19 protein-coding genes and 2 pseudogenes are annotated in these 26,797 nt (G+C 61.0%); 7 read left to right on the forward strand and 14 right to left on the reverse strand.

Annotation, left to right across the window (positions count from 1 at the left end):
* Nucleotides 1-31 precede the first annotated feature (31 nt).
* The 9 genes and pseudogenes from P9292_RS18375 to P9292_RS43185 all read right to left on the reverse strand — a co-directional run.
* Nucleotides 32-967 (reverse strand): aldose epimerase, encoded by a 936-nt coding sequence (locus P9292_RS18375; RefSeq protein ID WP_309960531.1) that lies wholly within the window; start codon nucleotides 965-967, stop codon nucleotides 32-34.
* The gene (locus P9292_RS18380) at nucleotides 967-1,881 is read right to left on the reverse strand and encodes an ABC transporter permease (protein ID WP_244828313.1); all 915 of its coding nucleotides are present in this window, start codon (nucleotides 1,879-1,881) and stop codon (nucleotides 967-969) included. Before P9292_RS18380 ends, P9292_RS18375 begins: the two co-directional genes overlap by 1 nt.
* On the reverse strand, nucleotides 1,881-2,747 hold the full coding sequence (locus P9292_RS18385; RefSeq protein WP_309960533.1) for a sugar ABC transporter permease: 867 nt from the start codon (nucleotides 2,745-2,747) through the stop codon (nucleotides 1,881-1,883). Before P9292_RS18385 ends, P9292_RS18380 begins: the two co-directional genes overlap by 1 nt.
* Nucleotides 2,744-3,820 (reverse strand): ABC transporter ATP-binding protein, encoded by a 1,077-nt coding sequence (locus tag P9292_RS18390; protein ID WP_244828315.1) that lies wholly within the window; start codon nucleotides 3,818-3,820, stop codon nucleotides 2,744-2,746. Before P9292_RS18390 ends, P9292_RS18385 begins: the two co-directional genes overlap by 4 nt.
* Before the next feature lie 87 nt (nucleotides 3,821-3,907).
* On the reverse strand, nucleotides 3,908-5,050 hold the full coding sequence (locus P9292_RS18395; RefSeq protein ID WP_409015391.1) for an ABC transporter substrate-binding protein: 1,143 nt from the start codon (nucleotides 5,048-5,050) through the stop codon (nucleotides 3,908-3,910).
* 307 nt (nucleotides 5,051-5,357) lie between these two features.
* Nucleotides 5,358-6,329 (reverse strand): dihydrodipicolinate synthase family protein, encoded by a 972-nt coding sequence (locus tag P9292_RS18400; RefSeq protein WP_409015174.1) that lies wholly within the window; start codon nucleotides 6,327-6,329, stop codon nucleotides 5,358-5,360.
* 124 nt (nucleotides 6,330-6,453) lie between these two features.
* On the reverse strand, nucleotides 6,454-7,146 hold the full coding sequence (locus tag P9292_RS18405; protein ID WP_244828317.1) for a FadR/GntR family transcriptional regulator: 693 nt from the start codon (nucleotides 7,144-7,146) through the stop codon (nucleotides 6,454-6,456).
* Between the two features lie 152 nt (nucleotides 7,147-7,298).
* Complete coding sequence (locus tag P9292_RS18410) at nucleotides 7,299-9,071, reverse strand: YadA family autotransporter adhesin (protein WP_309960535.1); 1,773 nt, start codon at nucleotides 9,069-9,071, stop codon at nucleotides 7,299-7,301.
* 804 nt (nucleotides 9,072-9,875) lie between these two features.
* A pseudogene (locus P9292_RS43185) lies at nucleotides 9,876-10,724 on the reverse strand (hemagglutinin); the annotation flags it as partial.
* Here P9292_RS43185 and P9292_RS18425 point away from each other — a divergent pair.
* The gene (locus P9292_RS18425; RefSeq protein WP_250466848.1) at nucleotides 10,645-11,064 is read left to right on the forward strand and encodes a hypothetical protein; all 420 of its coding nucleotides are present in this window, start codon (nucleotides 10,645-10,647) and stop codon (nucleotides 11,062-11,064) included. The pseudogene P9292_RS43185 and the gene P9292_RS18425 overlap by 80 nt on opposite strands.
* Before the next feature lie 53 nt (nucleotides 11,065-11,117).
* Here the strand turns inward: P9292_RS18425 and P9292_RS43190 are convergent.
* The 3 genes and pseudogenes from P9292_RS43190 to P9292_RS18435 form a co-directional block, all read right to left on the reverse strand.
* Nucleotides 11,118-11,816: pseudogene (locus P9292_RS43190) on the reverse strand (ESPR-type extended signal peptide-containing protein); the annotation flags it as partial.
* Between the two features lie 510 nt (nucleotides 11,817-12,326).
* Nucleotides 12,327-13,163 carry a 3-keto-5-aminohexanoate cleavage protein gene (locus tag P9292_RS18430; RefSeq protein ID WP_309960537.1) on the reverse strand — a complete coding sequence of 279 codons (837 nt, stop codon included), beginning with the start codon at nucleotides 13,161-13,163 and terminating at the stop codon, nucleotides 12,327-12,329.
* 893 nt (nucleotides 13,164-14,056) lie between these two features.
* Nucleotides 14,057-14,386 carry a hypothetical protein gene (locus P9292_RS18435; protein ID WP_244828327.1) on the reverse strand — a complete coding sequence of 110 codons (330 nt, stop codon included), beginning with the start codon at nucleotides 14,384-14,386 and terminating at the stop codon, nucleotides 14,057-14,059.
* A 239-nt stretch (nucleotides 14,387-14,625) separates the two neighbouring features.
* Between P9292_RS18435 and P9292_RS18440 the strand changes: the two genes are divergently transcribed.
* From P9292_RS18440 to phaP, 5 genes are all read left to right on the forward strand, one after another.
* Nucleotides 14,626-14,931, forward strand: a complete 306-nt coding sequence (locus tag P9292_RS18440; protein WP_309960542.1) for an EF-hand domain-containing protein — start codon at nucleotides 14,626-14,628, stop codon at nucleotides 14,929-14,931.
* Nucleotides 14,932-14,943: 12 nt separating this feature from the next.
* On the forward strand, nucleotides 14,944-15,657 hold the full coding sequence (locus P9292_RS18445; protein WP_250466845.1) for a response regulator: 714 nt from the start codon (nucleotides 14,944-14,946) through the stop codon (nucleotides 15,655-15,657).
* Nucleotides 15,654-16,988 (forward strand): ATP-binding protein, encoded by a 1,335-nt coding sequence (locus tag P9292_RS18450; RefSeq protein WP_309960543.1) that lies wholly within the window; start codon nucleotides 15,654-15,656, stop codon nucleotides 16,986-16,988. Before P9292_RS18445 ends, P9292_RS18450 begins: the two co-directional genes overlap by 4 nt.
* Before the next feature lie 728 nt (nucleotides 16,989-17,716).
* Nucleotides 17,717-18,103 (forward strand): DUF3564 family protein, encoded by a 387-nt coding sequence (locus P9292_RS18455; RefSeq protein ID WP_244828335.1) that lies wholly within the window; start codon nucleotides 17,717-17,719, stop codon nucleotides 18,101-18,103.
* Between the two features lie 476 nt (nucleotides 18,104-18,579).
* Nucleotides 18,580-19,002: a phasin family protein gene (phaP, locus tag P9292_RS18460; RefSeq protein ID WP_244828337.1), complete on the forward strand. Its 423-nt coding sequence runs from the start codon at nucleotides 18,580-18,582 to the stop codon at nucleotides 19,000-19,002.
* A gap of 51 nt (nucleotides 19,003-19,053) precedes the next feature.
* Here phaP and P9292_RS18465 read toward each other — a convergent pair whose 3' ends face one another.
* Complete coding sequence (locus tag P9292_RS18465; protein WP_309960546.1) at nucleotides 19,054-21,198, reverse strand: protein kinase domain-containing protein; 2,145 nt, start codon at nucleotides 21,196-21,198, stop codon at nucleotides 19,054-19,056.
* 642 nt (nucleotides 21,199-21,840) lie between these two features.
* On the opposite strand from P9292_RS18465, the gene P9292_RS18470 reads away from it, so the two are divergent.
* Entirely contained in the window at nucleotides 21,841-22,062 is a 222-nt protein-coding gene (locus tag P9292_RS18470; RefSeq protein ID WP_244828340.1) for a hypothetical protein, read from the forward strand.
* 158 nt (nucleotides 22,063-22,220) lie between these two features.
* Here P9292_RS18470 and P9292_RS18475 read toward each other — a convergent pair whose 3' ends face one another.
* Nucleotides 22,221-26,684, reverse strand: a complete 4,464-nt coding sequence (locus P9292_RS18475) for a DEAD/DEAH box helicase (RefSeq protein WP_309960548.1) — start codon at nucleotides 26,682-26,684, stop codon at nucleotides 22,221-22,223.
* Between the last annotated feature and the right edge of the window lie 113 nt (nucleotides 26,685-26,797).

Here is a 26,797-nt window from a genome sequence, read left to right on the forward strand (position 1 = left end):
TCGCGCATGCGGCACGCCGTGGCGGCGCGCGTCAGGCGCCGGCGCCGGCCGGGCGTTCGTCCCGGCTCACGCCGGTTGCCATCACGAGCGACACCGCTTTTTCACTACCTGGCGCAATGACGGCGACGCCCGTCCCGCGCAAGCCCCGTGCGTCGAGATTGAAACCATCGCTCACGTGCGACACGGGCTCGACGCACAGATAGCCCGCACCGGCCGGGCAATGCACGACGACGTGGTCGAGCGTGTCGCCGGCGTCGAGCGAAAGCGTGCGGCCGTCGGCGAAATTTAGCGTCGCGCGGCCGCTCCATCCGCTCAGATAGCGCGTGTACCCTTCCTCTTCTCGTCGATGCCGGCGCGCTGGCGCTTCCCCCGATGGCTCGACCGCAATCTCGCCTTCATGCCGCCAGTCGATACTCGCATCCATTTCGGCTTCCTGCGCCGCAAAATACGGATGAAAACCCATGCCGACCGGCATCGGCCGCGCGGAACGGTTCAACACGCGCATCGACAGCCGCGCACCCTCGGCGTTCGCCTGGATGACCTGCTCCGCTTCGAACGGCCACGGCCAGCCATGCTCGTCCTCGCGATGCACATAACGCATCACGATGCAATCCGCGTCATGGCGCTCGACCTGCCACGCCGCGTATTGCCCGAAGCCATGCAGCGCGTGCGCCATGCCCGGAAACGTCGACAACTCGACACGCTCGCCATCCGGTGCCGGAAAGCGCGCATCGCGCACGCGATTCGAAAACGGCACGAGCGGATAGCTGCCGCCTTTCGGCCAGGTATCGGCGGGCCAGCCTGAAAGCGTGATCGGCACGAGCCAGTCTTGCAGACCGCCGGCGAATCCGGTGGCGAAGCGCGTGATGCGCCCGCCCGCCGACGGCGCCACTTCGATGACATGCGGCCCACTCGCAATCGTCAGACGCGGCTCGGCCGCGAGCGCCACGACATCACGCGGTCCCATCACTGCCGCTGCTCCTTCACGCGCGAAACCAGTTGCGTCGGACTCACGAACTGCAGCGCGATCAGCACCCAGATCAGCGTGATCGCCATGTAGATCATCGCCATGGCGTCGATGGATTGCGGCGCTCGCACGCCTGTCGAAAACACCGCGTAGTAGAGCGCGACGACGAGCGTCTGCGTGGTCGGTCCCGCCGTGAAGAACGTCAGCTCGAACATGCCGATGGTGCGCACGAGCACGAGCAAACCGGCCGCGAGCATGCCCGGCACGAGCAGCGGCAGCAAAACATAGCGAAAGTAACGCGTCGTGTTCGCCCCGAAGATGCGCGCCGCCGATTCCAGATTCGGATCGATCTGCTCGATGAACGGCGTCATCACAAGAATCACGAACGGCAGCGCGGGCACCAGATTCGCGAGGATCACGCCTGTGAGCGTGCCGGCGAGATGGAACTTGTACATCACGGTAGCCATCGGAATGCCGTAGGTGACGGGCGGCACCATCAGCGGCAGCAGAAACACGAGCATGGCAAAGCGCTTGCCGGGAAACTGCACGCGCGCAAGCGCATACGCAGCGGGCACACCCAGCACGATGGACAGCAGCACGACCGCACCCACCACTTCCATCGTGACGAGCAGCACACTCGACAATTGAAAGTCGCTCCACGCCTGCGCGTACCAGTGCAGCGTGAAACCTTGCGGCAAGAGCGTGCCGAACCAGCGCGTCGCGACCGAATTCACCGCGACGGTCGCAATCAGCAGCAGCACGTTCAAGAGGAAGAAACCCATCGTCGCCCAGACGAGGGCTTTCCACAACCGGTCGGGCAAGCTAGCGCGTTGTTTCATGTTCTTGCCTGGCTTCGATCCTTCGCCGAGGGTGGCGGCCGGCCAGTTCTGGGTCGCGCGATTGTCGGTAGCCATTATCCCTTCCCTCCGGTGACAGGACCGGTATAGAAGAAGCGCCGCGCGCCGAGCATGCCGCCCACCACGAGCAACTGCACGAAGCCCATGACGAGGGCGATGGTCGATGCCAGCGAGTAATCGTAAGTCTCGAACGCCGCTTCGGATGCGGCGATCGAGATCACGCGCGTGGGACCCGCAGGCGCGCCGAGCAGCACCGCCGACGGAAACACCGAGAACGCCTGCACGAACGAGAGGCACGCGGTCATCGTGAGACCGGGAAGCAACAGCGGAAAGTAGATCTGCCGGAACTGTTGCCACGGACTTGCGCCGAGCGTGGCGGCCGCGCGCGCAAGCGTCGGGTCGATGCCCGTCACATACGAAAGCGTCAGCAAAAACGCAAACGGAAAGCCCGACACGATGAGCGAAATCAGCACGCCCCAGTAGTTATGCGTGAGCCGGACTTCATCGCCATAGAGATGCAACGCCTGCACGGCTTGCGGGAACCAGCCGTTCGGGCTGAAGTACGTCAGCATGCCATCCGCGATCAGCACGGTGCCGAGCGTCACCGGAATGACGAGCAGCGTGGTCGCGAATTTCTGATACGGCGACGAGCGCCGCAACGCAAATGCGACCGGCACCGAGACGCCGACGTTGATGAGCGTCGCCGGCACCGCGAGCTTGAGCGTCACGATGATCGTCGGCCACATCGACGTATCGGTGAAGAACGTGATGTAGTTGGCCCACGCGCCGCCGCCGTTCATTGGATTGAACGACAGCATGAGACCGTAGGCGAACGGATAGATGAAGAGCGCGACGATGAAAATCAGCGCCGGCGCGACGAGCCAACCCTTCGGATCGCGCTGAGCGGGAAGCGTGGCGATCATTTGTCTTCTCCGTACACGAGCGTCTTCGAAGGCGCAACGCGCAACGTGATGCGCTCGCCTTCGCTGTACTCGCCCGCAATGCGCGCCCACAGCTTGCCGAACGCCGTGTTTACGATGACGAGCGAATCGCGGCCGCCGTATTCGACGATCTCGACGAGCGCGTCGAACGCGTTCGGCTCGCCGGGTGCGGCGCGTTCCATGTCTTCGGGCCGCAGCGCGACGCTGACGTTCTTGCTGTCGAAGCCTTCCATCGGCATGCCGAGCAAGCGCACGCCATTCGCGGTGACCGCGACGGATTCGCCCTGCGTGCCTTCGAGCGTGAACGGCACGACATTGCGAAAGCCCATGAAGCGCGCGACATGCAGGTTCTTCGGCCGCGAATAGACTTCCTTCGGCGCGGCCACTTGCTGCACCGACCCCTCTTTCATCACGACGATGCGGTCGGCCATCGACAGCGCTTCGTCCTGATCGTGCGTCACGTAGATGGTGGCGCGTTCGAGCTTGCCGTGAATGCGGCGGATTTCCGCGCGCATCTCGATCCGCAACTTGGTGTCGAGATTGGACAAGGGCTCGTCCATCAGGACGAGCGGCGGCTCGATCACGATTGCGCGCGCAATCGCCACGCGCTGCTGCTGGCCGCCTGACAACTGGCCGGGCAACTTTGCGTCGTGCCCGATTAATTGCACGAGATTCAATGCGGCCTTGGCGCGCTTGGTGGCTTCCGCCTTCGCGACGCCGCGCATCTTCAGGCCGAAGCCGACGTTATCCAGCACCGACATATGCGGAAACAGCGCGTAGTTCTGAAACACCATGCCGAAGCCGCGCTTCTCGGGCGGCAACACGTCGATACGCTTGTCGTCCAGCCAGATGCCGCCGCCCGTCAAAGGCTGCAAACCGGCGATGCAGTTCAGCGCCGTCGACTTGCCGCAACCCGAAGGCCCGAGCAGCGCGATGAACTCGCCGCGCTGGATGTTCAGGTCGAGTCCTTTCAGCGCGGCGAGCTGCTGCCCTTCCGCATTGGTGAAACTGCGCGAGACCGAGTCGAGACGCAACTGCTCAAAATCATGCTTCATGGCGAAACCCTTGTGCGAAGCGGCGGCGTCCGATGAGGAGCGCCGCCGCTTTATCAATGACGCGGTATCGATGCCTGGCGTCGATGCTTACTTCGTTTTCGCCGCGCCGATTTCACGGTCCCATTTCTGGAACGCGGCGACCATCGCCTGCGCGTTGAGCGGCACGACGTGCGGACGGTCGGCAAGCAACTTCGCATATTCCGGCCGGCCAAACTTCTGAATCACTTCCTGACTCTTGGCGGGCGCGGCCGACAGCGGCACGTCCTTCACGGCGGGGCCGGGATAGAAATAGCCGTCGTCGTATGTCAGTGCCTGCTGCGCGGGCTCGAGCATGAAGTTCATCAGCTTGTAGAGCACGTCGAGCTTTTCCTTGGGCACGCCCTTCGGGATCACCATGTAGTGGGCGTCGTTCACCCAGGTCATGTTGTCGAAGGCTTGCACCTTGAATTCCGCCGGCACGATGCCGAGCGCGCGCGGGTTGATGTCCCAGCCCGTCACGGTCACGGTCATGTCACGCGTGCCCTCGCCCAGTTCCTTCATCACCGCCGACGTGCCGCCCGGATAGTAGGGAATACAGTCGTTCAGTTGCTTGAGGAAGGCCCAGGTCTTGTCCCAGCCGTTGACCGGATCGGTCGGGTCCTTGTCGCCGAGCACATACGGCAGACCCATGAGGAAGGTACGGCCGGGACCGGAATTGGCCGGGCGCGCGTAGATCAGCTTGTTCGGATGCGCCTTGCACCACGCGAGCAGTTGATCCGGCGTCTTCGGCACGTCGGTGACCTTTGCGGGGTTGTATTCGAGCAGCGGACCTGCGGGCATGTAGGTGACTTCCAGGCCGTAACCTTGCGCGATGTCCTGCATCTTGCGCGGACCCGGTGCGTACTTGTCGAGCACACCGGGGAACGCCTTGGCGTTATCGGGCAGCAGCTTTTCCCACAGACCTTGCTGGATGCCGGCCGCGAGCGCATCCGTGCCCGTCACGACGAGGTCGATGTCCGAGCGGCCCGCGCCCTGCATCGCCTTGATCTTGCCCGGCAACTGCGGCGCGGGCGCGTTCGTGAAGGTGATGCTGGAAACGAGATCGGGATACTTCGCCTTGAAGGCTTCGAACCCCTTCTGCGTCAGTTGAAGATTGCCCGCAACGTCGACGATGTTGATGGATACCGGATCGGCCGCATTCGCCCCGCCCGTCGCAAATATCGCGCTGACGGCGACGCATACCGCCGCCAGTTTCACTGACAGTCTGCCTTGAAAGCCATTTCGTCTCCTCACGTCTTTCGCAAGGCCGGTTGTTTTATTGGTGCCCGGCCTGGGTTTGCTTGCTCAGATTTTTCGATACTTCGCGATTCCGCACGTTGCAGCGCAGCCGCGCAATGCTTCCTTTTACTTCGGAAGTTGAAAAATAGCTAACGCGATCATCGTATGTCAAGCAAATCGACGGAAGCAGATCTTGTTTCCCGACCGGGTCAAACAGGCGTTGACGCTTTGTCTGCCGATGTTTGCTGCGCGCTCTCGGGATATACCCCGAGCGACTTGTTTAACCGCTTTTAACTGGCGTTTCCCGTGAAGGCGCCGCATTACGCACTCGCGCGATGGCGCGGTCCATTTCAACGAGGTCGCGCGCTTCCTTTGCGACGGCAGGCAACGCCGCCTCGGGCGAGCCGCTCAGAAGCGGCAGAAGCGGCCCCATATCCGCGATGCCCGAGAGCGTCACGGCGTCATGCAGGACGCGGATGAGCGAGATTTCGTCGCGTAGGGTTTCGAGCGGGAGGAAGCGGTTATAAAGCTGGCGAGTCTCGTCCATGCGACCGGTTTTCACGGCGTGCAGCAACGCCGTCACCGCGTTAGGCGCAATGCAGCCCGAGCCCGTTGTCCACGCAGCGAGCCCGAATTCACGCACGTGGGCGATCGCCGGGCGCTCGCCCATACCGGACACGACTTTCGCGGCCGGAACGCTTTGCAGCAGGCGGAGCAGATACGGATCGACGGCGGGATCGGCACGCACAATCGCGTACTTGACGGCCAGCAACGTACCGTCATCGATGAGTGCGGCGAGCGTATCGACATCGACATAATCTTCGCTCTTGATATAGAGCGTGAACGGCATGCCGGCTGCATCGACCAGGCGCTTGAGGCCCGTCGCCACGCCCTGTGGCGTCGTGAATCCGGCAAGCGGGAGCACCATCGCGGTACGGAAGTCCGTCTGCGAAAGAATGTGCGCCTGGTCGAGCATTTTTCCGTAGTCCGGACCGATGGCGGGAATTACGCGCGTCTCTTGCCCCGCAATCTCGGCAAGCATGTCAAGCAACTCGCGGTACTCGCTCACGGCAACGTGATAAAGATTCGCATTGCCGCCGTATAGGAGCGTGCGCACGCCGCCCGCTTCTATATGCTCGACCAACTTGCGGTTTGCATGAGGATTCAACGAGTAATCGACATTTCGTGCGAGCGGCGGCACGGCCATGACGGACTCAGAAAACTCGCTTACGGTAATCGGTTGGATGTTCACGGCGCCTCGCGGTAGTCGTCTGGAACGATCGAAAGTAGCAAGGCACCCCAAAGTTGTCAAACAACTTTTCTGTTAACTAGGGTTTCCCCTTTAACCTATCGATACGGTCGTATGACATCTACGCCTAACTGCCGAACATCCGATTCAGCGCATTTTCGAGATGCGACTTCATAGCTTCGCCGGCTCGTGACGAATCGCGAGCACGAATCGCATCGAGCACATCCAGATGCTCGCGCTGGACGAGACGCTGCCGCTCGACTGTTTTCACGAGCGACAGGTTTCGCGACAGGTTCATGCTGAAGACAATCTGCTCCTCGATAAACGAGAGCACCGTAATGAAGAACTGATTCTTCGATGCCTTTGCGACCGCAAGATGGAACGCGAAGTCGTCTTTCGCGCCAATGCCTTCTTGCGCCTCCACCACGCGTTCGAGTTGTTCCCAGGCGGCTTCGATGGCGCGGATGTCGTCGTCATCCGCCTTAAGCGCGGCAAGCTCGGCTGCGCCTGCCTCCGTGACTACGCGAAATTCGTAGCATCGGCGAATGTCTGACAGCGTTTCTAACGGAGCGAAGCGCCGCACATCCGGGTCTGGACGACGACCGACAGTGGTGCCCGATCCGCGCCGCGTGACGATGATGCCGTCCGCGCGCAGTCGCGCCAACGCCTCGCGCACGGTCGGGCGCGAGGTCGCAAAGCGTTCGGCAAGGGCGTGTTCTGTCAGAAGACGATCGCCTTCCTTGAACTCGCCTTCCATGATGCTGTTGAGGATATCGCTGTAGATTCGGTCGGCGAGACCATGCGATTTACGCTCGTTCATGTGTACGCTGGACGTGCTTGTCAGAGTAGGGAACGATTGTAAGGCAAATTTTTGCGTTGTCGCGATAACGCGTGAAGGCCGACGCACGCCATGCTGCGTCGGCCTTCTTCACTTCACTTCACTTCACTTCACTTCACTTTACGCACCGGGCGTTACCACTGATGCCCCGCTCCGATGGTGAAGCCGACATTTCCGGAACTGCTTGTATTGCCGGAAGCCTTGATTACCCAACTCTCGTCTTGCGTAACATGAGAGATGCCGAGTGCCGCGCCGGAGGCCCCGGCGTAACGTGCGCCGGCCAACGCGACCATGGTCTTGCCCGGAGCGGTAGGCTGCGGCAGTCCGGCGGAAGCCATCGCGGCCGCGATACCGCCATAAGCCGCTTTCGCCATGTTGTTGATCTGGCCTTGCACGCCCGCGATACGCGAGTCGGTATAGTTCTGCGCCTGTGTGGAAGCGAGATTCAACTGACTCACATTGACCGCATCGGTACTCTGCGTGCCCGCCGCGACGTTCGTGATCTGACGTTCGTTACCCGCAGACCCGACCGAAACCGTATTGACTCGATCAGCCACCGAGTTAGCCCCGAGCGCGACGGAATTGTCCGCAGTGGCGCTGGCGTTCGCGCCCATGGCAACGGAATGCACGCCTGTCGCGCTAGCGACTTCAGTGTTGACATCGCCTTGCGCGGCGAACATTGGGTTGCCACCGCTCGTGGCGATGTTCGTCACGCGATCGATTGCGGCATTCATCTGGTCGACGTTGACCGCGTCGTCGCTCGCAACGCCCGCAGCAACATTGTGGATTGTCGTGCCGCCTGCGACGTTATTGCCAAGCGTGATGCTCGAGTAGTTGGTCGACCCGTCCGCGTTGTGGTCATAGGTCACGGAAGTATTGGTCGTGCCGTCTCCATTAATGAGACCGGCGCCCTTCAACTGCGAGACGTTGACGGCATCGGTATCCTGCGTACCGGCTGCCACGTTGGTGATCTGACGTTCCGCGCCCTTCGATCCGACCGACACGGTGTTTGCACGATCCGCCAGCGAGTTCGAGCCGAGCGCCACCGAGTTGTTCGCGATAGCCTGAGCATTGCCGCCGATCGCCACTGATTCCGCGCCCGTGGCCTGGGAGTCCTCCAGCACCGAATTGGCGTGGAAGTACTTGATGCCGCCGCCCGTGTTGATGTTGTTGAGCGTCTCGTTGATCGTCGAGATGTCGGTCGTGTTCTGCGTGACGCGGCCGTCGAGATTGGTAAGGGCGTCGCCGACGTTCTTGAAGGTATTACCGTCCTGGAACGTGTACGTCGGCTTAGTGATGGTGCCGTCCTGATTTACGGTCGAACCGCCGCCGAGGGCGTCGGCCGTGCTCGATGCAGTTTTGTAGAGTTGGCTGCCATTCACCGCTTCAAGGCTGTCCGCGCTCACTTCACCTGCGTCCACGTTCTTGATTTTGACTGGCGTACCCACATTGCCCAGCGTGACCGTCTTGTGGTCGCCGTCGTCATATTGGACCGCGTTGGCAATGCCGGTCGAAAGTGACGTCATGCTCGTCGATACCGATGTCGAGAGCGTAAACAACTGCCCGCCGTTCACCGCTTCATTGCTGCCCGCAGCCACTTCGCCATCGGCAACGTTCGTCAGCTTGACCGGGGCGGCGCCGGTGTCGCCCAAGCGAACCGACGTGTGGTTAGCGTCGTCGTATTGAACCGAGTTGGCGACGCCGGTCGAGAGTGAGGTCATGCCCGTCGAGATTGAATCGACGCTCGTCGACAGCGACGTGACGCTGGTCGAAATGCCGTCGATGTTGGTCGAAAGCGAGGTCATGCCCGTCGACACGGATGACGACAAGTTGTACAACTGACCACCGTTGACCGCGTCCTTGCTGTCTGCTGCTACAACGCCGTCCTCAACGTTGTGAAGCTTCACGGGCGTGCCGGCGTTGCCGAACGTGACCGAGTCGTGGGCCGCGTTGTCATACTGGACGGCGTTCGCGAGACCGGTGGAAAGCGACGCCACCGATGTCGACGTCGATCCCGACAGTGTGTCGATACCTGTTGAAAGCGACCCGACCGTCGTGGACATCGAAGTGGAAAGCGTATCGACACCGGTGGAGAGCGAGGCGACTGCCGTAGAGGTGGAGGTCGAGAGCGTGTCCACGCCCGTCGAGAGCGAGGCAACGCTCGTCGATGTCGACGTCGAAAGCGAATCCACGGACGTGGACAGCGTGCTGACACTCGTCGACACTGAATCGACAGCTGTGGACAGTGTGCTTACGCTTGTCGAAATCGAATCCACCGAGGTCGAAAGCGAGCCGACGCTCGTGGACACCGAGGCAACGCTCGTCGAGGCCGACGTCGAAAGCGAATCGACGCTCGTCGACAGGGAACTAACGCTGGTCGCGGTCGCCGTTGAGAGCGAGTTGACTGCGGTCGAAGTGGATGTCGACAGCGTATCGACGCTGGTAGACAGCGAATTGACAGAGGTCGAAGTGGAAGCCGAAAGCGATTCGACGCTGGTCGAGATGGAGCCCGTGGTCGTCGATACTGAAGCCGAAAGCGTGTCGAAGCTCGTGGACAGCGAATTGACGCCAGTCGACACAGAATCGACAGTTGTGGACAATGATCCAACACTTGTCGACACGGAATCGATGCTCGTCGAAAGCGAAGCGACGCTCGTCGAAGCGGAAGTCGAAAGCGAGTTAAGGCCGGTCGAAGCCGACGTCGAAAGCGAGTACAGTTGGCTGCCGTTGATGGCGTCCGTGCTCGAGTCTGTTACATCGCCCTTGGCTATGTTGGTCAGCTTCACTTCAGAGGCGCCGACACCGCCCAGGGTGACCGAGTCATGGCTTGCGTTGTCGTATTGAACCGAGTTCGCGAGACCCGTCGACAGCGATCCGACAGCGGTCGAAGTCGAGATGGACAGCGTGTCCACACTCGTGGAGAGCGAGCCGACGTTAGTCGACAGCGAGTTGACCGTGCTCGACACTGCAGTCAACCCGGTTGACAGCGAGGTCACGCCCGTGGAAACCGAAGTCGAAAGAGAGTCGACGCCCGTAGACAGCGAGTTCACGCTCGTCGACACTGAATCGACAGTTGTAGACAGTGAGGTTACCGCGGTCGAGGCCGAGGTGGACAGCGAGCCTACAGTGGTCGAAGCCGACGTCGACAAGGAATCGATACTTGTCGATAACGAGGTGGTCGTGGTCGAAACGGAGGTCGACAAGGAGGCTACGCTCGACGAAGCCGAGGTCGAGAGCGAGTCGAGGCCCGTTGAAGCAGACGTCGAAAGCGAATACAACTGACTACCGTTGATGGCGTCCGTGCTTGAGTTTGTTACATCGCCTTTGGCGACGTTGGTCAGCTTCACTTCGGTAGGCGCGGCGACACCGCCCAGCGTGACGGAGTCATGGCTTGCGTTGTCGTACTGAACCGAGTTCGCGAGACCCGTCGACAGCGATCCTACGGCAGTCGATGTCGAACTCGACAACGTATTGAGACCGGTGGACAGCGAACCGACGTTTGTCGACAGTGAGTCGACGGTAGTCGACACCGAGGTCAACCCGGTCGACAGCGAGTTCATCCCCGTGGAAACCGAGGTCGAGAGCGAGTCGACACCCGTGGATAGGGAAGTCACGCTCGTGGATACCGAATCGACGGTCGTGGACAGTGACGTCACCGCCGTCGATGAAGAGGTAGACAGCGAGTTCAAAGTACTTGAAGTCGACGTCGATAACGAGTCCACGCTCGTCGACAAGGAAGTGGCCGTCGTCGAAACCGTTGTGGATAACGAATTGAGACCAGTGGAAACCGAATCTACGGTGGTGGAAAGGGAAGCAACCGTTGTCGACACCGAACTGACTGTCGTCGATAAAGAGCCGACCTGCGTGTTCAGCCCGTTGATCGCCCCGCCTACGTCATGATAGGTCGTTCCGGCTACAGGATAAGACGGTGGAGAGATACTTGCGCCGCTCACGGACGCGCCGCCGCCCAAACTAGACGCGGTCGTCGAAAGAGCCAGATATAACTGAGCACCGGTCACGCCATCATGACTTCCTGCTGTCAGTCCCCCCGGCGCCATGTTCTGAATTTTGTTGTTGCCCATGTCGAACGTGGTACCGGTACTGATCGAGAAGGTCGATGCAGTGACCGAGATATTGCCGGGAGTCATTGTCATGAGGGTCCCGCCCCCGGCTCCCATTACAAGTGTATTGGAATCGACAGCGACGGCGTAAGCGCCCATTCCCCCGCTTGCTGAATAGGCAACCAGACCCGCTCCAGGGTGATTGGTGCCATCACAAGCCACGGAAGACGTTTGCACGACGTTCCCTGCGCCTTGGTCACTCAGGCAACTGGCCGGCGTGTATCCGTCCGATAACACACCGACGGAATACCCACTCCCCGCCTGCGCGCTGCCCGCAGCGAGTGCGAACACCGCCAACACTGCTGCGTTTGTTCGGCCACGCTTGCTTTTGGTCCGCGCATTTTCCGCTGCGGCAACCCAGCTTTCCGATGCCTGACTCCAAACCACGCGATACGTCTTATTCATCAAAACCTTCTTCGAGTTCAAGTTGAAATTCTTTTTCTTCGTGATTTCCGACACGGACTGATGTGCTCGTAATGAGCAACACGGCGCTTGACCAAACGCGACATAGACCGCTTGGCTCGGGGCCATCGGATAAACATGAAGAAGCAATAATCGTCAGAGCTTCGATTATTTAGGTTTCCAAAACCTAATCACGCATGTCAGAGTGTCACCAGGACATGGAGCCTCTGACATTCCTCAATGGCGCGGCAAGAAGTCTCTATCCACGCTTGGATTTTTGTCTTATTGAAGCGTTTTTTCCATTCAGAAAGTCTTAAAAATGCATCGAATATCTGAACGTGCCGAACGACGTATTTGCCGAAAATCAGCGATGTATAAATACGAAGAAGATCTAGCTGGCGATATGGCCATTCAATTGCCATTAGGCAGTTAAAAGATGAGTCAGCAGGAAATTAAACAGAACTTGCGTATTGGAAAGCGTTACCAGTATGCGAAGACACGCGGTAACCGATGCTGCATGCGCATGCGCATGCGTCACACATAAGCGACAACATCGCCTATCAACTTGCGATGAATAAGCGAGACAAAAAAAGCGCGTCGCGATTTCTCGTCGACGCGCCCTTTCAAGCAATTGAAACTTCAAAGAGACAACAACTGCCGCGCCTCCTTTGCGCTCGCCACCGGCCGGCCATACTCCGCGCACAGCGACGCCACGCGGCTCACCAGTTGCGCATTGCTCTTGGCGAGCGTGTCTTTGTCCCAACGCACGTTGTCCTCCAGACCCGTGCGGCAGTGGCCGCCGAGTTCCAGCGTCCAGTGATTCACTTCGAGTTGATGCCGGCCGATTCCTGCAGCCGTCCATGTCGCGTCGGGCAAGAGTTTGCCCAACTGCTCCACTTCGAACTCGAGGATTTCGCGACGCGCCGGTAATGCATTCTTTACACCAAGTACGAACTGCACGTGAACCGGCGACTTGAGCAAACCTTGGTTGACGAGCTCATAAGTGCTGTAGAGCATCGCCAGATCGAAGATCTCGATCTCGGGCTTTACATCGTGGTCGAGCATGGTTTGCGCGAGCGAACGCACGAAGTCTGGCGGATTTTCGTACACGATGGTCGGGAAATTCACCGAACCCGTCGCCAACGAAGCCATGTCGGGTTTCAGATCGAGCATCGCCCCACGCTGCTCGAAAGATCGGCCGCGTCCACCTGTCGAAAACTGAATGATGATGTCCGGACAGTGTTTGCGGATGCCGTCCTGCAATTCTTCGAAGCGGTGACGATCCGAGCTCGATTTCTCGTCTTCATCGCGTACGTGGAGATGAACCAGCGTTGCCCCGGCTTCATAGGCTTCGTGCGTGCTTTCAATCTGCTCGGGAATCGTGGTTGGCACAGCGGGATTATCTTTTTTCTTCGGTACCGAGCCCGTGATGGCGACCGAGATGATGCAAGGATCAGTTGTAGGCGATTGCGTCACGTTCGTGCTCCTGTGAGGCGCCGATCTAGTCGCCGGCGGTTCGGTTAATTTTAACTAACTAGTACGTTTAATATGTTGCTGGATCGTACGAAGCGTTGCAAGCCGCGCAAACCCTTATTCTTATGGACCCAATCGATCTCACGTTCGTGCTTTTTCTGACTCCGACAGTGGAGCGATTGTCGCTTCTGGGCCAGCAACCGTCTTGTCAAACGACTAGTCGGTAATCGCCGGCCATAAATCGCCTGAAACAAGCGAGCCCGGTCTTGCGTTTTTTGCCTGAGCCACTGGAAACTGTCGCATTCGCAAATGGCGACACCCTTAACGAGCCAATTGCGTGCCAGCGCTCCGGCGATCGCACGCCTTGCGGCGGCGAGCCGCGTGTTTATAGTAAGCGCTCGTTCGAGCTCATTTGATTCCAGCAAAATGCCGTGTTCACGATAGGTCGCGTATTCGCCCTAACTTCGAGACCACAGACAACGGCAAAAAAATCCGATAGCCGCCTCCGCCAGTAGACGCCCTGACGCTTACATACAGTATAGAAGGCGGCATTTGCTAGCTGTCGATGTGACGTTGCCTTTTGTATGCCGCGACGCCGCATATGGCATGCAAAATCGCATTTGGCGCTCTCGTTTGGAATTTGCGAATTGTGTGTCACACAGTGCGAGACTGCAAAAAAACGTCTAGTGCGGCTAATCGTGCCGGTGCATAACCGCGCGCAGTGAATTTGCCCGTGACCTTCAAACGGTCGGTTCAATGCGTATGCTGCATTCAATCGACCAAATGCAGAATGCAAATTGACGCGGCGCACGAGCGGCTCAAGGGAACCAAACGCCACCAAAGCACTTGGCACAGACGAAGTGCAACGGCCCATTGGCATTCAAAATCCAATGCGCCTATCGAACGATGACGACAGGCGGGCGATAAACCGGCGGCGCATAAATCACGCGCGCGGCCGGCGCCACGACATAGGTCGGCGCGGGCGCCGCCACTACGACCGTACGCGGCGGCGGCACCGCGACGGGCGTCACAACCACCGCATGCCCTGGCACGTAATAAGTCGGAGCAGGCGGAGGCGCGTAGTAATAAACCGGGCGCGGCGGTGGCGCGTAAATCACCGCGGGCGCAGCATACGAAACGACGACTGAGGTTCCTGCCCATGCGCTCCCTGCGCAAGTGAGGGCAAGGGCGGCAAGAGCGGAGATACTGAGCAGACGAACTTTCATGGCGATGTCCTTGAGTCTTGAGAGGAAGGCGGCGACCAGCAATGCCGGCCAGCAGAACGATATCGAACGACCGCGAAAAACGTGAGCGCAAACATGTTTCACTGGATGTCGAGAAAGACTTGCCGGGCGATGCATGACACATGGCGACATGATTCGTCGTTTCCCCGAGATTGCCTTCGCTACGCGGCTCAATAAAATGTCGTCACTGTCTGGCTGCATCGAATTTACGGAGAACCGACATGCAAAAGATTCCACGAGCGTGCGTGGCCGGCATTCTCGGCTTCACAATCGCCACGGCGGTCTTCGCACAAACCGCCACGCAGCCAATGGGCGCAAGTCCGCATATCGAGCAGGTCATGCACGGTCTGCAGACGCGCTTCGCAAGCGCCAACACCACGCACGACGGCAAGCTCACGCGCGCGCAAGCATCGTCCAGCATGCCGATGGTGGCTCGACATTTCGACGAAATCGACACGCAAAAAACCGGCTACGTGACGCTGCCGCAGATCGAAGCCTTCATGCATCAGCATGCCGCGCAACGCTAACGGAGATCGCCGATGGAAGCACTTCCGAAAATCATCGTGCTCGACGACGAAGCCGAACTGCGCAACATGCTGCAACGTTTCCTCACATCGCAAGGCTTCGAGGTGCGGGTCGTGGAAAACGGCAAGCGGCTCGACCGCTATCTGCAACGCGAACCATACGACCTGCTCGTACTCGACTGGATGATGGAGCCGGAAGACGGCCTTTCGATATGCCGGCGTCTGCGCACCGAAGGACACACGCTGCCCATTCTCATGCTGACGGCCAAGGGCGATCCGGTGGACAAGGTCGTCGGCCTGGAGACAGGCGCCGACGACTATCTCGCCAAGCCCTTCCTGCCGCAGGAACTGGTGGCGCGCGTGCGAGCGCTGCTGCGCCGTCAGAAGATTGCAGCGGGCGATCCCACGCTCACCTCGCAAGTGCTGCGTTTCGGCGAGTTTCGGCTCGATCTCGGCAAGCAGCAGATTACGCGCAGCGGTAATGCATTCGAAATGCATTCCGCGCAGATGCAGTTATTGCATGCACTAGGATCGTCACCGAACCGTGCCGTGAGTCGTGACAACCTCATCGCCCGCACGCGCGGACGCGATCACGATGCACTCGATCGCAGCATCGATGTCCAGGTGCTGCGTCTGCGCCAGCTCATCGAGGAAGATCCGGGCAAGCCGCGTTTCATCAAGACGGTATGGGGCGTCGGCTATATGTTGCTTGCGGACGTGGAAACGTGAGCCTCGCGCCGCGGTCCCTTTTTGCACGCAATATTCTTTTGCTCGTGGCGCTGGTGGCGGTGAGTCAGGTATGCGCGCTCGCCGTGCTGCTCCATTTCATTCAGACGCCGCGCATCGAACGGGCGGCGACCACATTCGCGGCTTACATCGAGACGCTCGATACCCTTCTGAAAGCAAGCCCGCCGCAAGCATCGAATTCCATCGCCGCTCATCTCGAAGTGCGCGCCGCCCTGCCCGAGGACGCGCGCGAGACGCCCGAAGAGTCGCGCTTGCGCTTCTATCGCACGTATCAGCGTCAGACTTTCATCGATAGTTTGCGAGCGCATCTGCCGCCAGACATGCTAGTGCGCTGGGAAAGCGGTGCGACGGCGGCGGATGGCCAGCAGCGCCTCTGGATACGTGTGCATCTGTCCGGTGAGCCACGCTGGATCGCCCTGCCCGTGCCGGAAGCCGCGCACGACGACGGCCTCGCCACGGCCCTGCTGCTTTCGCTCGGCCTAGGGGCGCTCGCAATCGCGACCGCGTATTTGATCCAGCGGCATTTGAACCGCCCGCTCGAACACCTCGCCGATGCCGCGCGGCGCCTCTCTGCCGGCGATGAACCCGGCGTCTTGCCGATAGACGGCCCCACCGAGATTGCCCAGGTTAGTCGCGCGTTCAACCAAATGAGCGCTGCCCTGAGCGAAGCGGACGCCACGCGAGCACTGATGCTCGCTGGTATTTCGCATGACATCCGCACCCCGATGACGAAGCTGCGCCTTGCGATGGCGATGTCCTCGGCGAGTGCGGCGGACGCTCACTTCACGGCATCGGCGGAAAGTTATCTGGATCGGATCAACAGCATCCTCCAGCAGTTCATGGACTATGCAGGGAGCGGTGCCAAGGAAGCGCCGGTCGTGGGAGACATAAACGCATTGATCTCGAATCTGGCAGCGGATTTTGCGGGCCTTGGCCAGGAGTTCGCGCTTACGCTCGAGCCCATAGAGCCGTTCGCCTTCCGTCCCATCGGCATGATGCGCGTACTGATGAATCTGATGCAGAACGCCATACTCTATGGCGTCGTCGGACTCGAAGTGCGTAGCTGGACCGATACGCGATTGCATGCTGCATGCATTGTGATCGCGGATCGCGGCAAGGGGCTTGGCGGTCAGGACCCGGAAGCGCTCAAACAGCCGTTCAAGCGCGGCGGCGGCGAGGCGCAGCCAAAAGGCACGGGATTGGGTCTGGCGATCGTAGAGCGCATCGCTCGGCAGCACGGCGGAACGCTAGTTTTGCGGGCGCGCGATGGTGGTGGCGCTGAGGCGTGCATTGTCTTGCCGCTTGGTATTTAAAATTCATGCGCGGCTTAACAGTATTTTGCATTCATTCTCCGGTGAGCCCATACTGTTCTCGTAAGATGAAACGGTCGCGCAGCGGAACCAATATCAAGCTGCCTGCAGGTGCTGATGGCTCGCGCGTACATCGCCTTGAATGAAAAAACCGTCAGCCGGTTGCCATCGACGCTTCAACTTGAAGGCGCTATCAAACTGAACAGATGGACCGTGCATATTGTCGACCGCATACCCATAGCGACTCTTAGTTGCTGCAGTGCAATGAGCGTGTTCGGCGTGTAAGTCCGGTGTGGGGCACGCAGGCATGCTGTTGGGGCGCGGGCTGACAAGGTAGTGCATTCATCGACAACGCAAAAGTGCTGCCATGCCTCCGAAGCGTCGGATTGGCGTACTAAGCTTCACCACCGTGCAGGAGCTGAGGTCGGCATCGCACTTGCTTTAAGTTGATCGCGTTGTTGTGCGCCGCAGCACTCATGGCGTGGAGCCATCACAGCACCGACCGATTTGCGATTTCTTTCGGCTTATCGAACCGATCGCCAGTATCGCGCTCGAACCAGACATTGCGCCTAAACCCGCGAGTGTTTAAGTGCATACCGAATACAAAAATAACTAAAGACACGTATTACAGCGTGGCGCGCGACGCCACCGTTCAAATCGAAGACGCTCATGGCCAGCGCGAACAAGCGCTCGAGCGTCCCGTCCGCCAAATCGATGTAATGGAGGAAGTCATGCGTATCACCGTCAAGCTGGATGGATTCGAAGGCGCTCAATCGGCCGCCTACGCCATTTTGTGGCTCGACAGAGAATCCAGCCGCTGGTCACGCGAAGGTCACCAATCGATGGACGTGCCTGATTGGGGCGGTCTGACCAAAGGCGCGGGCGACACCGTGATCTGCGGGCAGGATGCGCCGCAACCGATCTGCGTGCTCGAACAACTCGATTTCGACGTACCGGGCGGTCCGCCCGAAGGGCTCGCCGGACGCGCGCTCTGGTATACCGATCAATCCGGCGCACAGAGCGAGGGACGCTGGCATGTGCAATGTATCGACCGCGCGCAGATCAAGGCGGAGCACGGCGTATTCGCTGGCGAGGAGGTCAACTGGACCGCGCTCTGAAGCGGGCAGGCACGACATCTCGAAGATAATGGGTGGCCGTTCGGTAGCGGCATGAGCGGCCTGATGAAGATTGTCGTGCAAATCGCAATCGCTATCGCGCGGTAATTGGAAAACTGCGTGGCCGTCGAACACCATGTCCGTGCCGCGCCGGCCAACTATACGAAGACCACGCGGACTGTCGGAACGACCCTCCCTCGCCTCCGATCCCGGCCGCCAGTCGCGCGGCCTGTCAACCGTTGCTCTATTGCGTGCTCGCTGCGGCGCGACGCGCCTTGATTTGCATTAAGCATCCCGACAGTTGGTCGTTTGAATGCAATCGCTCTGGTGTTTTCCCTTGCCCCATTTAGCACGGTTAAATTGGTAGTATCAGGGGCCGGTCCGCGCGTCGAGAAGACGTGGCACACGGCGCACGTTGCCGCGCGATCGAATGGCTCCATGCATGAGAACGCGCTCCACCGAACGACCTGGGAGGCAAGATGAATCAGAAATTCAGCGATCCGTTCAGCCAGTTTGCCGCCATGTTTCAGCAGTATCAGCTTCCCGGTTTCGATGTCACCGCGATCATGGAATCGCGACGCAAAGACGTCGAGGCGCTCGCGGCCACCAATCGCGTTGCGTTCGGCGGCATCGAGGCCTTGCGCGACAAGCAACTTGAAATCTTGCGGCGCACGCTGGGCGATCTGGAGGATATCGCCAAGCAAATGGCATCGTCGGCCGCGAAACCGCCGTTCAACGCCAACGAAGTCGTGCAACGGGCATTGCACAATGCGCTCGCCGATATGCAGGACATCGCCCGCACCACGCAGCAGACGCAGGCCGAAGCGTATGCGCTCGTCACGAAGCGCATGGAGGATGCGTTGCAGGAACTGAAGGCGTCGGTCAACAAACCACAAGCTTGATCGCGCGAGATCAGCCAACGGTCCGGTGAGCCGTCGCTTACGTGGCGACGCTCACTTCTTCGCCTGCGTCGTGATCTGGAACATGTCCACGACGACTTTATCGCGTCCGTATTTGCCGGTGAGCGCCGTAAGACGCTTGTCGAGTGCGCGCAGATATTCGCTCTTCGCTTCGCTGTCCGGGCGGATGTCATCGAAGAGCGGCGCGGGCGTCACGGTCAATACGATCATCTCCGAGCCGAACGGCTTGCCGACGACCCAATCGCCCATCGAGCCGAGTGTGGCCGCGTAGTTTGCAGGCGCCTGGTTGTCGCGGGATCTTTCGGTCGGCAGCAAATGCACCACGCTGCCGTCGAGCATGAAGTAATCGACTGTGACGTAGGACTCGAACGCGGGCGTCATCAGATCGACGATCAGCGGATCGCCTTCGGTCAGGCGCAACTGGTTCGACCGCGTATGCACCGATGCCGGATGTCCCAACTGCCGGTTCGCCGTCCAGTAAGGCGCGAAGACTTTGAGCAGATCGCATTTGTCGTCGACGACTTGCTGCACGCCGAAGTTGGTGGTCTTCACGCCGGGCACGCGTCCAAGCGTGTCCTTCAAACGCGCGAGCCCGTATTTCTCCGATATGAAACCCTGCACATCGACCGTCTGACCGTGAACCGATGCCACGAGCGCCGAACACGGCGCGCTCGCCAGCACCGGCGTGACCGCGGCCATCGTAAGCTGCGGTGCGGCGGCGACGGGAACGGCAGGCGTGATCGCGACCACCGACGCGCTCGCTTGGGGTTCGGCGCTCGACGGTCTTACTGGTTCGACCGGACTTGCGCTCGCGTTCGAGGGTGGCGCTTGTTCGCTGTTTTGTGACCGCTCGAAGAAGTAATAGCTCGCGCCCGCAGCAATGATCGCCGCAACTGCCACGGCTCCGATCGCAATCCTGGGGCCGACTTCGCGCTTCGGTTTATTGCTTGCGGGCGCAGCGGCAGGCGGTTCGCTAAGCTCATCCAGGAACTGCGTGACGCTCGGCGTTCGCGCCTCGCGTTCGAACGCCAGCGCGCCCTTGAGCGCCTTCCACTGCTTGTTGCCCAGATTCTCGGGCCGCTGCGGCTTCATGTTGGCGCTCTTTGCCTGCAGCGCGGGAACGCGCTCGAACGGATGCTTCCCCGCCAGCAATTCGTACGCTATACAGCCAAGCGCGTAGATATCGTCACGCGGATCGGGCTCGCGATGCTCGAGCATCTCCGGACTTGCATAGGCAGGCGTGAGCGCGCCCAGGCTGCCGGGATCGAAGACCGTGGCCTCGCTTTCGTCCTCGGGGCGCGTGATTGCACGCGAAATGCCAAAGTCGATCACCTTCACTTCCGCCGTATCGGTGAGAAAAACGTTCGGCGGCTTGAAATCGCAATGGACGAAGCCTCGCTCGTGCGCGTATGCGAGCGCGTTCGCCATGCCCTTGAAGATCGGAAACATTTCGGCAAACGGCAGACCCTTGAAGTTCGGGTTCCGAAGCATTCTTGAAAGCGGCTGGCCGGAAAGATATTCCATCGTCAGATAGACGATCGAGCCATCGCGATCGAAATCGTACACGGTCACGATGTTGCGATGCGCGAGTTGCTGCGCCTTGCGCGCCTCGCGCTGCAGTGCGATCAGCGATTTCGGGTTGCCGCGAAATTGAAGATTGAGAACCTTGATCGCCACGTACGGCCGTCGATCCGACGCTTCCAGCTTGCGCAGATCGAGCGCTTTGTAGACCGTTCCCATCCCGCCGATGCCGAGACATTCTTCCAGCACGAAGCGATTGTTAAGCGTGTCGCCGACACCCTTGACCTGAACGACTTCCGTGAGCACCTGCGTGGCGTGGCCGGACGTCGATGCGCTCGCGTCGCCCGATGCGCGCGGCGGCAAAGGCGCCGGGAAACCCGGCGTGGTCTGCATGCGTGTCTCGTCGCGGCCGGGCGCGAAGCCGGTGCCGAACTCTGTTTCGGGATGAGCGAGCGCCACATGTTCGATGCGGCGTCGAATGGCAACGTAGATATCGGGTGGCAGAGGCCGAGCCGCGTGCTCCTCGTCGAGGATCTCCATGAGCCGCTTGGCCGGAGTTCGTTCGATGGCGAGCGCGCCATCGACCCCGGCAAAGAACTCGTCGCGCGACCCGCCGTCGCCCCGATATGTACGAATCGCTTGCGCAAAGCTTGTCATCTGTGCGACGCGACGCGGCTCCAAATCGACCGACAATTCACTTGTCGTAACAAATACCCAGTAATCGCTTGATACTAGCCTCCGCATGCGCCTTACGCAAATGGCGTTTTCGATGATGCGCGGCATCGCGCACATGTCGTTCGGATACCGACATGTTTGGTTCGGGTGTTGGTTCGGTTAAGTCAGGTACGGGCTTTTGCGTCTTATTGCGCGCGGTTGGCCAAGCGGCTCGTCGCCGTGCAAAGCACGTCACACATGGGGTCCGTCGATTCGTTCATGCCAAGGCGTTCGACTGGCATACCTGATGCATGACATGACCGAGAAGGCTACGACCTTGCACTCTCGATTAGGTGCATGGTGCATTCAGTGAATCGCGCGTACATGATGCTGGTATCACGCATGCATCATACAAACGGCGCAGGGTTTCACCCCTCCGCCGTCTTGCCGCTTGGCACATCCGGTCAGAATGAAACGGTCGCGGCGGCACGAGTAGCCTTGCGTGGCAGCGTCAGACGAAATGCATATACTTAATGCGTTCTGCGTTCGTCGAATGTGCATGCTGCATGCAAGGTAAGTCGACGCGTCGCATCTGACCGGGATCGGCGCGGCTTCATGCTTCTCACTTTTTTGGAGGACACAGTCATGGCCATCGTCAAAATCAAGGATCTCGCGGACAGCATCGAGTTGGACCGTCAGGCAATGACCGCGATCACGGGCGGCGCACGCAGCGGTGCCCGTCCGCTCTTTCGTATCAGGCCGAAAGCGAACGCAAATCGCGTGGTCGATTATCCAGGCGTGCCGGTGAACGATGTGCCCGCTGAAAAGCCTGGGCCATTCACGACCAAGATCGTGTCGAAGAAGTAGCGTTTGAGGACACGGCGCTTACGTCCGTCGATGTTCGCGGGGTGAATTATTAGCGTGCTGCTTATGCATTGAAGCAAGCAGCAACGCGAGGCACGGTGGTCGTAATACAAAATGCCACCGCGCTGCATCATGCATGCAAAACGCCAACGAGCGGTGCGTCAACTACGCACCGTCATCCCGATCGTGCCCATTCCGCCCGTCAATGGCGTACCGATCGACCGCCCGCTCCGCTTCACAAGCGCAAGCCTGATACGTTCGCGTGTATCGCCATCGAAATCGCCGAGATATCGCGTCTTACCGGCCACGACCGCCCCAACCGGCAAGCCATCCAGAAACAACACGCGATTGCCCGCAATCGCCGGCACTTTCTCGCCTGGCAGCAACGTGCCCACGAGGTTCAGCGGATCGACCGCGCCAAGCGCGACGAGCGCGCCCTCTTTCGCCCGCCTGCGCACGTCGCGCAACAGCGGCACCGCATCCGGCAATGCAAACTGCTCACCCGCGAGTCCCGCAACAAAGCGCCCGCCGCGAATCTCGCCACGCGCTTCGAGCCGATGATAGACACGCAGCAAATCGCGCCACGGCGGCAGCCACTGCGCTTCGCGTTCGAGCAGTCGCCAGAACACGACACCATACCGGCGCAACAGCGCAAGCGCGACGTGCTCGATGTCCGCATCATCGTTGGAATTGGCTCGACGCAAGAGCGCCCAGCGGCCCGCATCGTCCATCCCGCCGATGAAAAGCCCGCCGCGCCGCTGCCGCCGCGCGAACACATTGCGCTTGGCGGCCGGCGCCAGAAGCGCGCGCAAGCCCGCGAAACTGTCCGCGTTGACGAGGCCCAGCGCGACTAGTTCGCCGAGCCCGTCTTCGAGTTCCGTGCGCAGGAGCCGTACATCGGCGAGAAGTTCGTCGAAGAACATCGCGCCGTGCGTGCTCAGGGCCTCGAACACGCGTTGCGCGCGCGACGACAACTGCGGCGCTTCGTCGGGGCGCATCAGCGTATTCCATGCCCTCAGATGGCGACGCGGCAGCAGTACGATCGGCGTGCCGCGCACCGGGCCACCCGTCGCGCGCGCACGGCCGGCCGGACGCGTCCACACGATCTTGCCCGCACGGCAAGCCTCGTCGAGCCACATGCCCGAGTAATCGGCGATGCGCGTCGGCAGGATTTCATCCTCCCACGCCACGGCGGGCGCCTCGAAGCCTTCGAGCTGTTCGAGCACGCCGAGAAGCGCATCGCGGCCTTCGCCGTGAGAATCCGGCGCGACGCGTTGCCATTCGAACAGGAAACGCATGAAATCCTGCCGCTCCACGGGTTCGATTTCGCGACGCAAACGCCGCACCGTGTAGCGATGAATCCGCGCCAGCAGATGCCGCTCGCACCATTCCTCGTCTTTAGCCGTGGGCGTGAAGCAGCCACGCATTACATAGCCTTCGGCTTCCAGACGCGTCAACGCCGAAGCCACGCTCGACGCAGGCAACGCAAGCGGACGCGCAATTTCCGGCACCGTTAGCGGACCGAACCCCGAGAGCCGCGCGCGGACGATCTCGACGAGCGCGTCGTCTTCAGTCCAGGCATGGTCGAAACCGGGCGGCGGCTGCAGTGCGGGATGCATCGGCGCATGCGTATAGACCGCGCGCAGGCAGGCAAGCCGCTCCACGGCGATCCACAGCGCGTCGTGCTGCGCAATCTGCAAGCGCGTTGCACGCCCGGCGCGTGCGAGCGCGTCGAGCCACGCTGGCCAGCCGTCGCAACGCGCCGCCTCGCCATGCGCGATGCACGCGAGACCGGTCAGCGCTTCGTGCATCTCATCGGCGCTCGTCACCGCAGGCCAGGCTTCCGCGCGCACGCTTTCGATAGCGTCGGCATCGAGCGCGCCGAGATCATCGGTCGATTGCTGATCGGTCCAGCGGCGCGCCAAGACAGCCTGCGTGCGGCGCTCTTCGAGCGGGGCGTCGTCGAGAAAAGCATACGGCCGCGCCGACAAAATCTCGGCGGCAAGCGGCGACGGCGCGGGCAACTCGCGCGTGACGAGCCGCACATCGCCCGTTTCGATACGACGCAAAAGTGCAAGCCAAGCCTCGCTGTCCATCGCTTCGTGCAGACAGTCGTCGAGAGTCTGCTCGACCAGCGGATGCCGCGGAACCTCACGCTCGCCCGCGATGTTTTCCGCGCACGCGACCTGATCCGGGAAAACGGCGGCGAGCAAGTCCTCGCTTCGCATGCGCTGCAACTGCGGTGCGACTTTGCGGCCGCCCGAATAGCGCGGCAAGGCGAGCGCGTTGGTCGCGTTCCAGCGCCAGCGCACGCCGAAAAGCGGTGCGTCCAGCAGCGCCTGGATCAGCACATGTTCCGCGCTTGCCGATTTCAGATAACGCCAGACTTCATCGAGCGCGAAGCTGTGGCTGCCCGTGAGCGACAGGACGATGGCATCCTCCGTCGCCGCCGCCTGCAGTTCGAAATTGAAGGTGCGGCAGAAACGCTTGCGCAACGCGAGACCCCACGCTCGATTGACGCGGCTGCCGAACGGCGCGTGAATCACGAGTTGCATGCCGCCGGATTCGTCGAAGAAACGCTCCATGACGAGCGTGTCCTGGGTCGGGAGCACGGTCAGCGCGGCGCGTGCGCGTGCGAGATATTCGACGATCTGACGCGCGGCATCGGCGCCGATGCCTTCGGTTTCATCGGCGAGCCATGCGATGGTGGGAGCTAGCGAGTCGCTAAGTGCGTCTTTCGCGCTGTCGGCGTTGCGCGCGTCCTTCGCCGCGTTCGCCGCGTACGCGTCATTGGCGCCATGCGCGAGGCTTATATCCTTCGCGCTCTTGGCCCCGACACTCGCCAACCGCGCATCCACCCCCGCCCGCAACCGCGCGATCGCGAAGGAAAGCTCACTGCTGCGCCCCGGCGCCTCTCCAAGCCAGAACGGAATGTTCGGCGGCTGACCATTCGCGTTCTCCACTCGCACCCGGCCACCTTCGATCCGCATGATCCTGTACGACGTATTACCTAACTGAAAGATGTCTCCAGCCAGACTCTCGACCGCGAAGTCCTCGTTCACCGTGCCGATCTGCAAGCCCTGCGGCTCCAGCAGCACGGCGAAGTCGGCGTTGTCGGGAATCGCGCCGCCGGAAGTCACGGCCGTCAGCTTGCCGCCGCGCCGTCCGCGCAACGTGCGGCTCACCGCATCGCGATGGACATACGACGCGCGCACGCCCTGCCGCCCCGTATAGCCTTCGGCGAGCGTGCGCACCACTTCGTCGAAGCGGGCGCGCTCGAGCGGCGCGTACGGATACGCACGCCCAATCAGCTCGAACAATTCATCCTCGCCCCATTCGCGACAGGCGACCTCCGCCGTGATCTGCTGTGCGAGCACGTCGAGCGGCGCGCGCGGAATGGAAAGCGCGTCGAGTTCGCCACGCCTCACGCAATCGAGCAAGGCCGCGCACTCGATCAGGTCGTCGCGCGAAGTCGGAAAGAGCCGCCCTTTCGGCACGCCGCCGACGTGATGCCCCGAGCGCCCGACGCGCTGCAAGAATGCGCCGATCGATCCTGGCGAGCCGAGTTGGCAGACGAGATCGACATCGCCGATATCGATACCCAATTCCAGCGATGCCGTCGCGATCAACACACGCAATTCGCCGCGCTTCAGGCGCTGTTCGGCGGAAAGCCGCTGCTCGCGCGCAAGGCTACCGTGATGCGCCGCGACCGCGTCCCGGCCAAGGCGCTCGGTCAGATGCCGCGCCGCGCGCTCAGCCATGCGCCGCGTATTGACGAAGACGAGCGTCGTGCGATGCATGCCGGAAAGCTCGGCCAGCCGGTCATAGACGCGCTCCCACATGTCGTTCGACATGATCGCTTCGAGCGGCATCGGCGGTATTTCGAGGGCAAGATCGCGGGCGCGGACGTGACCGACGTCCACGATCTCGCACGGCTTTCCGACGCCCGCGAGAAACTGCGCGACGAGCTCGATCGGCTTTTGCGTCGCCGACAAACCGACGCGCACCGGCCGCGCCGCGCCGCGCGCCTCGCACAACGCATCCAGCCGTTCGAGGCTCAGACTCAGATGCGAGCCGCGCTTGCTGCCCGCCACGGCATGGATTTCATCGACGATCACCGTGCGCGTGGTCGAAAGCATCGCCCGGCCGGAATCGGACGAAAGCAGCACGTAAAGCGATTCAGGCGTCGTCACGAGAATATGCGGCGCGCGCTTTCGCATGGCGCTGCGTTCCTGCTGGGTCGTGTCGCCCGTGCGCACGGCGGCGCGTATCAGCGGCGCGTCGGGGCCAAGTTCGCGCGCAATGCCCGCAAGCGGCTCTTCCAGATTTACGCGAATGTCGTTGGACAAGGCCTTGAGCGGCGACACATACACCACGCGCGTCTCGTCGGGCAGCACTTTGCCGCTTGCCGCGCTTTCCACGCCTTCGCGCACAAGTTCGTCGAGCGCGGCGAGAAAGGCCGTCAGCGTCTTGCCCGAGCCAGTTGGCGCAGCCACGAGCGTGGAACGGCGCGCGTGGATGAGCGGCCACGCGCGCGCCTGCGCGGCGGTCGGCGTTTCGAAATGCGCGCGAAACCAGTTGACGACGGCGGGATGAAAGCCCTTCAGGGCGTCGGTGCGGGTCATGCGGTCATTGTATGAGGGGTTTTGAAACTGCGTTTATCAGGGCTTTTTCGGACGAATCCCATGCGAGAAAGGTAGGCTGTCACTGATCCTTACGGCTCCGCATTTCTGGCCAT

The organism is Caballeronia sp. LZ001, assembly GCF_031450875.1.
GTDB lineage: Bacteria > Pseudomonadota > Gammaproteobacteria > Burkholderiales > Burkholderiaceae > Caballeronia.

Coding starts and splice junctions, on each gene's coding strand:
- P9292_RS18470 (WP_244828340.1), top strand. CDS start 21,841: ATGGCCATCGTCAAAATCAAGGATCTCGCGGACAGCATCGAGTTGGAC.
- P9292_RS18435 (WP_244828327.1), bottom strand. CDS start 14,386: ATGAAAGTTCGTCTGCTCAGTATCTCCGCTCTTGCCGCCCTTGCCCTC.
- P9292_RS18390 (WP_244828315.1), bottom strand. CDS start 3,820: ATGAAGCATGATTTTGAGCAGTTGCGTCTCGACTCGGTCTCGCGCAGT.
- P9292_RS18385 (WP_309960533.1), bottom strand. CDS start 2,747: ATGATCGCCACGCTTCCCGCTCAGCGCGATCCGAAGGGTTGGCTCGTC.
- P9292_RS18440 (WP_309960542.1), top strand. CDS start 14,626: ATGCAAAAGATTCCACGAGCGTGCGTGGCCGGCATTCTCGGCTTCACA.
- P9292_RS18475 (WP_309960548.1), bottom strand. CDS start 26,684: ATGACCCGCACCGACGCCCTGAAGGGCTTTCATCCCGCCGTCGTCAAC.
- P9292_RS18375 (WP_309960531.1), bottom strand. CDS start 967: ATGGGACCGCGTGATGTCGTGGCGCTCGCGGCCGAGCCGCGTCTGACG.
- P9292_RS18465 (WP_309960546.1), bottom strand. CDS start 21,198: ATGACAAGCTTTGCGCAAGCGATTCGTACATATCGGGGCGACGGCGGG.
- P9292_RS18405 (WP_244828317.1), bottom strand. CDS start 7,146: ATGAACGAGCGTAAATCGCATGGTCTCGCCGACCGAATCTACAGCGAT.
- P9292_RS18380 (WP_244828313.1), bottom strand. CDS start 1,881: ATGGCTACCGACAATCGCGCGACCCAGAACTGGCCGGCCGCCACCCTC.
- P9292_RS18455 (WP_244828335.1), top strand. CDS start 17,717: ATGCGTATCACCGTCAAGCTGGATGGATTCGAAGGCGCTCAATCGGCC.
- P9292_RS18445 (WP_250466845.1), top strand. CDS start 14,944: ATGGAAGCACTTCCGAAAATCATCGTGCTCGACGACGAAGCCGAACTG.
- phaP (WP_244828337.1), top strand. CDS start 18,580: ATGAATCAGAAATTCAGCGATCCGTTCAGCCAGTTTGCCGCCATGTTT.